The organism is Curtobacterium sp. AB451, from assembly GCF_050585845.1.
In the GTDB taxonomy this organism is placed as follows: Bacteria; Actinomycetota; Actinomycetes; order Actinomycetales; family Microbacteriaceae; genus Curtobacterium.
In genome coordinates, this window is record NZ_JBOBQG010000013.1 from 1 (window position 1) to 5,349 (window position 5,349).

The 5,349-nt window shown below is 56.1% G+C and carries 3 rRNA genes; all 3 read left to right on the top strand.

Annotated features, from left to right (window positions below):
• The first annotated feature begins 3 nt into the window (after positions 1-3).
• The 3 genes from ACQXVK_RS17325 (at position 4) to rrf (ending at position 5,342) form a co-directional block, all read left to right on the top strand.
• Positions 4-1,525 (top strand): 16S ribosomal RNA (locus tag ACQXVK_RS17325).
• A 438-nt stretch (positions 1,526-1,963) separates the two neighbouring features.
• A 23S ribosomal RNA gene (locus ACQXVK_RS17330) occupies positions 1,964-5,090 on the top strand.
• A 135-nt stretch (positions 5,091-5,225) separates the two neighbouring features.
• Positions 5,226-5,342 (top strand): 5S ribosomal RNA (gene rrf / locus ACQXVK_RS17335).
• The 16S, 23S and 5S rRNA genes sit together here, the layout of an rRNA operon.
• Positions 5,343-5,349: the final 7 nt, after the last annotated feature.

Sequence of the window (5,349 nt, forward strand, 5' to 3'; positions counted from 1 at the left end):
TTTTTTACGGAGAGTTTGATCCTGGCTCAGGACGAACGCTGGCGGCGTGCTTAACACATGCAAGTCGAACGATGATGCCCAGCTTGCTGGGTGGATTAGTGGCGAACGGGTGAGTAACACGTGAGTAACCTGCCCCTGACTCTGGGATAAGCGTTGGAAACGACGTCTAATACTGGATATGACTGCCGGCCGCATGGTCTGGTGGTGGAAAGATTTTTTGGTTGGGGATGGACTCGCGGCCTATCAGCTTGTTGGTGAGGTAATGGCTCACCAAGGCGACGACGGGTAGCCGGCCTGAGAGGGTGACCGGCCACACTGGGACTGAGACACGGCCCAGACTCCTACGGGAGGCAGCAGTGGGGAATATTGCACAATGGGCGAAAGCCTGATGCAGCAACGCCGCGTGAGGGATGACGGCCTTCGGGTTGTAAACCTCTTTTAGTAGGGAAGAAGCGAAAGTGACGGTACCTGCAGAAAAAGCACCGGCTAACTACGTGCCAGCAGCCGCGGTAATACGTAGGGTGCAAGCGTTGTCCGGAATTATTGGGCGTAAAGAGCTCGTAGGCGGTTTGTCGCGTCTGCTGTGAAATCCCGAGGCTCAACCTCGGGCTTGCAGTGGGTACGGGCAGACTAGAGTGCGGTAGGGGAGATTGGAATTCCTGGTGTAGCGGTGGAATGCGCAGATATCAGGAGGAACACCGATGGCGAAGGCAGATCTCTGGGCCGTAACTGACGCTGAGGAGCGAAAGCGTGGGGAGCGAACAGGATTAGATACCCTGGTAGTCCACGCCGTAAACGTTGGGCGCTAGATGTAGGGACCTTTCCACGGTTTCTGTGTCGTAGCTAACGCATTAAGCGCCCCGCCTGGGGAGTACGGCCGCAAGGCTAAAACTCAAAGGAATTGACGGGGGCCCGCACAAGCGGCGGAGCATGCGGATTAATTCGATGCAACGCGAAGAACCTTACCAAGGCTTGACATACACCGGAAACGGCCAGAGATGGTCGCCCCCTTGTGGTCGGTGTACAGGTGGTGCATGGTTGTCGTCAGCTCGTGTCGTGAGATGTTGGGTTAAGTCCCGCAACGAGCGCAACCCTCGTTCTATGTTGCCAGCGCGTTATGGCGGGGACTCATAGGAGACTGCCGGGGTCAACTCGGAGGAAGGTGGGGATGACGTCAAATCATCATGCCCCTTATGTCTTGGGCTTCACGCATGCTACAATGGCCGGTACAAAGGGCTGCGATACCGTAAGGTGGAGCGAATCCCAAAAAGCCGGTCTCAGTTCGGATTGAGGTCTGCAACTCGACCTCATGAAGTCGGAGTCGCTAGTAATCGCAGATCAGCAACGCTGCGGTGAATACGTTCCCGGGCCTTGTACACACCGCCCGTCAAGTCATGAAAGTCGGTAACACCCGAAGCCGGTGGCCTAACCCTTGTGGAAGGAGCCGTCGAAGGTGGGATCGGTGATTAGGACTAAGTCGTAACAAGGTAGCCGTACCGGAAGGTGCGGCTGGATCACCTCCTTTCTAAGGAGCATCTGGCTCGTCGTGTCCTTCGGGGTGGGATGGGTCCAGGCGCCGGATCGAGACGAACGTTCTCGCCGGTAGCTCATGGGTGGAACATTGACAGTGCAGTCGTCAGCGTAGCTGTCGGCCTCAGTACGACCTGCTTGCGGGTCTGGAACGGGTTGGTGGTGAGCGCAGGTGGCTGGTGCACGTTGTTGGGTCCTGAGGGACCAGGCTTCCTGACCGTGATGGTTGGGGGTTGAGCCGTGACTGGGGCCTTTGGGTTTTGGTTGGGTTCTTCGGTGGGCCGCATGAAGCTGACACGGTTGTGTTGGGGGAGTGTGGTGCCGATCGTATGTTGAGAACTACACAGTGGACGCGAGCATCTTAGATCGCTCGAGACGATGGTCATCTTTCGGGGTGGCCTGGTGTCGAGTCGATCGCAATTTTAATCTTTGTGGTCAAGTTTCTAAGAGCAAACGGTGGATGCCTTGGCATCTGGAGCCGAAGAAGGACGTAGAAATCTGCGATAAGCCTCGGGGAGCTGATAATCGAGCTGTGAGCCGAGGATTTCCGAATGGGGAAACCCCGCCAGGCGACTTGTCGACCTGGTGACTCCCGCCTGAATATATAGGGCGGGTAGAGGGAACGTGGGGAAGTGAAACATCTCAGTACCCACAGGAAGAGAAAACAACATGTGATTCCGTGAGTAGTGGCGAGCGAAAGCGGATGAGGCTAAACCGATCATGTGTGATAGCCGGCGGGCGTTGCATGGTCGGGGTTGTGGGACACGTCGCTCAGTTCTGCCGGACTGGGGCGGTTACAGCGCATCATAGTCGAACCGGTTTGAAAGCCGGGCCGTAGTGGGTGCCAGCCCCGTAGACGAAATGGTGTTATGGCCGGATGTGTATCCCAAGTAGCACGGGGCCCGAGAAATCCCGTGTGAATCTGTCAGGACCACCTGATAAGCCTAAATACTCCCAGATGACCGATAGCGGACAAGTACCGTGAGGGAAAGGTGAAAAGTACCCCGGGAGGGGAGTGAAATAGTACCTGAAACCGTTTGCTTACAAACCGTCGGAGCCTCCTTGTAGGGGTGACGGCGTGCCTTTTGAAGAATGAGCCTGCGAGTTAGTGATATGTGGCGAGGTTAACCCGTGTGGGGTAGCCGTAGCGAAAGCGAGTCTGAATAGGGCGATTGAGTCGCATGTCCTAGACCCGAAGCGAAGTGATCTATCCATGGCCAGGTTGAAGCGACGGTAAGACGTCGTGGAGGACCGAACCCACTTCAGTTGAAAATGGAGGGGATGAGCTGTGGATAGGGGTGAAAGGCCAATCAAACTTCGTGATAGCTGGTTCTCTCCGAAATGCATTTAGGTGCAGCGTTGCGTGTTTCTCGCCGGAGGTAGAGCTACTGGATGGCCGATGGGCCTCAACAGGTTACTGACGTCAGCCAAACTCCGAATGCCGGTGAGTGAGAGCGCAGCAGTGAGACGGTGGGGGATAAGCTTCATCGTCGAGAGGGAAACAACCCAGACTACCAACTAAGGCCCCTAAGCGTGTGCTAAGTGGGAAAGGATGTGGAGTTGCATAGACAACCAGGAGGTTGGCTTAGAAGCAGCCACCCTTGAAAGAGTGCGTAATAGCTCACTGGTCAAGTGATTCCGCGCCGACAATGTAACGGGGCTCAAGCACACCGCCGAAGTTGTAGATTTCGCACACTCGATAAGCCTTCGTGGTTCAGTCGTGCGGAGTGGTAGGAGAGCGTCGTGTGGCGAGTGAAGCGGCGGAGTGATCCAGCCGTGGACGCTACACGAGTGAGAATGCAGGCATGAGTAGCGAAAGACGGGTGAGAAACCCGTCCTCCGAAAGACCAAGGGTTCCAGGGCCAGGTTAATCCGCCCTGGGTAAGTCGGGACCTAAGGCGAGGCCGACAGGCGTAGTCGATGGACAACGGGTTGATATTCCCGTACCGGCGAACAACCGCCCAAGCTAATCCAGTGGTGCTAAGAGTCCTAACCCGGACCAGCGGATCCCTTCGGGGTGATGCGGGCCGGTCTAACGCTCGACCCCATGCTGGTGCGGCTAGCGTATGAACAGGTGTGACGCAGGAAGGTAGCTGAGCCAGGCGATGGTATCCGTAAGGTGAACCTGGTGTAAGGATGTAGGGCTGACGATAGGCAAATCCGTCGTCTGTACGCCTGAGATCCGACGCGTACCCGTAAGGGGAAATCAGTGATCCTATGCTGCCGAGAAAAGCATCGACGCGAGGTTGCAGCCGCCCGTACCCGAAACCGACTCAGGTGGTCAGGTAGAGAATACCAAGGAGATCGAGAGAATCGTGGTTAAGGAACTCGGCAAAATGCCCCCGTAACTTCGGGAGAAGGGGGGCCGGACACGTGACCGGACTTGCTCCGTGAGCGTTGAAGGCCGCAGAGACCAGTGGGAAGCGACTGTTTACTAAAAACACAGGTCCGTGCGAAGTCGCAAGACGATGTATACGGACTGACGCCTGCCCGGTGCTGGAAGGTTAAGAGGAAGGGTTAGCCTTTGGGCGAAGCTCTGAATTTAAGCCCCAGTAAACGGCGGTGGTAACTATAACCATCCTAAGGTAGCGAAATTCCTTGTCGGGTAAGTTCCGACCTGCACGAATGGCGTAACGACTTCCCAGCTGTCTCAACCGCGAACTCGGCGAAATTGCACTACGAGTAAAGATGCTCGTTACGCGCAGCAGGACGGAAAGACCCCGTGACCTTTACTACAGCTTGGTATTGGTGTTCGGTGTGGCTTGTGTAGGATAGGTGGGAGACTGTGAAGCGGGCACGCTAGTGTTCGTGGAGTCGTTGTTGAAATACCACTCTGGTCACTCTGGATGTCTAACGTAGGACCCTGATCGGGTTCATGGACAGTGCCTGGTGGGTAGTTTAACTGGGGCGGTTGCCTCCCAAAGAGTAACGGAGGCGCCCAAAGGTTCCCTCAACCTGGTTGGCAATCAGGTGGCGAGTGTAAGTGCACAAGGGAGCTTGACTGTGAGACTGACAGGTCGAGCAGGGACGAAAGTCGGGACTAGTGATCCGGCAGTGGCTTGTGGAAGCGCTGTCGCTCAACGGATAAAAGGTACCTCGGGGATAACAGGCTGATCTTGCCCAAGAGTCCATATCGACGGCATGGTTTGGCACCTCGATGTCGGCTCGTCGCATCCTGGGGCTGGAGTAGGTCCCAAGGGTTGGGCTGTTCGCCCATTAAAGCGGTACGCGAGCTGGGTTTAGAACGTCGTGAGACAGTTCGGTCCCTATCCGCTGCGCGCGTTGGAAATTTGAGAAGATCTATCCCTAGTACGAGAGGACCGGGATGGACGAACCTCTGGTGTGTCAGTTGTTCTGCCAAGGGCACCGCTGATTAGCTACGTTCGGACCGGATAACCGCTGAAAGCATCTAAGCGGGAAGCCGTCTTCGAGATGAGATTTCCATGCACCTTGAGTGTGAGAGGCTCCCAGCAGACTACTGGGTTGATAGGCCGGATGTGGAAGCGGGGACTAACGACCCGTGGAGCTGACCGGTACTAATAAGCCGAAGACTTGACAACACAATTATTTCCCACACCCTCGCGGGTGTGGGGCTCGCGTCCACTTTGTGGTTCCCGACAGACGATCGGGAATCAAACTGAATACTTCAGCTACAGCTGGGGAACAGTTTTGATCCAGGATTGGGTCGAAAGTGTTCCGGTGGTCATAGCGAGAGGGAAACGCCCGGTCACATTCCGAACCCGGAAGCTAAGCCTCTCAGCGCCGATGGTACTGCAAGGGGGACCTTGTGGGAGAGTAGGACGCCGCCGGACTCAACGT